Here is a 1,295-nt window from a genome sequence, read left to right on the forward strand (position 1 = left end):
AGCTGTGAGTTGTTTTTTCTGCGTCGAATGCCGGGACACTCACCACGTTGGCCACATCCAGCCCACTCTTGATCGCGCAGGTCAGCGTCACCGGATAGCCATCCAACGGGCTGCCGGGCTTGAGCTTCAGTGTGACGGTCTGGGCCTGTCCCCGGAGGAAAAAGTTACCCTCGGCGGGAACCGTTTCGCCGCGGATCGTGACCTCGGCCTCATCATTCAGATTTTTGGAGAGCACCCGACAAGGCAAGGGAAAGACTTCATCGGTTTCCCTGAACTTGAATTGCAAATCAAAGAATCCGCTTTGACTGCCGCCGATAATGGTCCACTTCACCGAGCCGTTTTCGGGGATGTCCTGGGTATGGGATTCGCCCAGCGGAGGGGTGTAGGTGATGCCCAGGTTTGGATTAATGTCGCCAGCAATCAGGGCCACCTTCATTCCAGGCAACGGCCCGTCTGACTTGGGTTTCAGCTCCAGCACATGAGTGCCTGCACGAAAAAACACCAGGTCGGGTTTACTCAGATCATCGATGGTCTCGCCATTGAGCGTGATCGATTCAAATGCGTCCGAGGTGAGTTTCGACATCACCCGACTGGTGAGGGTCAGCGCCGTGGTGACACCCGCGCAGCCAAGCTTCAACGCAAAAGAACCGCTGACCTTACCCCCCGTGACGTTCCAGCTCAAAGTCAGGCCTTGCGGTACGTCGGTAAGTTGTCGAAGCGCTGGCACGTAGACCATCCCGACCGGAGCGTCGGTGTCTTCAAGCAACACGGCTAACCCTTGCATCCCGGGCTCGAAAGTCAACTTGAATTCGGCCAGCTCTTCGCGAAAAAAAATTGCCCCGACCTCAGAGACCGGCCTGCCTCGTACTTCAATTCGGGTGATTTCCTGCACCAGTGTTCTTGAGATCACCCGACTCTCGAGAGTCAACGGCACAGATGTGTTGGCACAGACTGCACGCAGTGTGAAAAGACCACTGTTGTTGGCGCCGGTGACACTCCATCTCAGCTGCAACCCTTCCGGTACCGGAAGGGGCTGTTTAAGCAAGGGGGCGTAAGTCATGCCCAGACCCGCAGGCGCCTGCTCTTCCAGTTCGATGGGCAGTCCTTTCATCCAGGGCGCGAAAGTCAGTACGAGTGGGACCGGCTCTTGTCGCCTGAAAATCGCGCGGGCACTCTGGACAAGCTGACTGTCGACTTCGACGGTTGTCACTTCATCCGCCAATGTGTTCGAGATGATTCGACTTTCAATGATCAACGGCAGCTGGGTATCGGGGCAAACGGCCTGAAGCCTGAGA

1 pseudogene is annotated in these 1,295 nt (G+C 56.7%); it reads right to left on the reverse strand.

Going from position 1 to position 1,295, the window contains the following annotated elements:
* Positions 1-1,295 (reverse strand): annotated as a pseudogene (locus BK659_RS27800) (hypothetical protein); the annotation flags it as partial.

Source organism: Pseudomonas brassicacearum, assembly GCF_003732225.1.
GTDB classification, from domain to species: Bacteria; Pseudomonadota; Gammaproteobacteria; order Pseudomonadales; family Pseudomonadaceae; genus Aquipseudomonas; species Aquipseudomonas brassicacearum_E.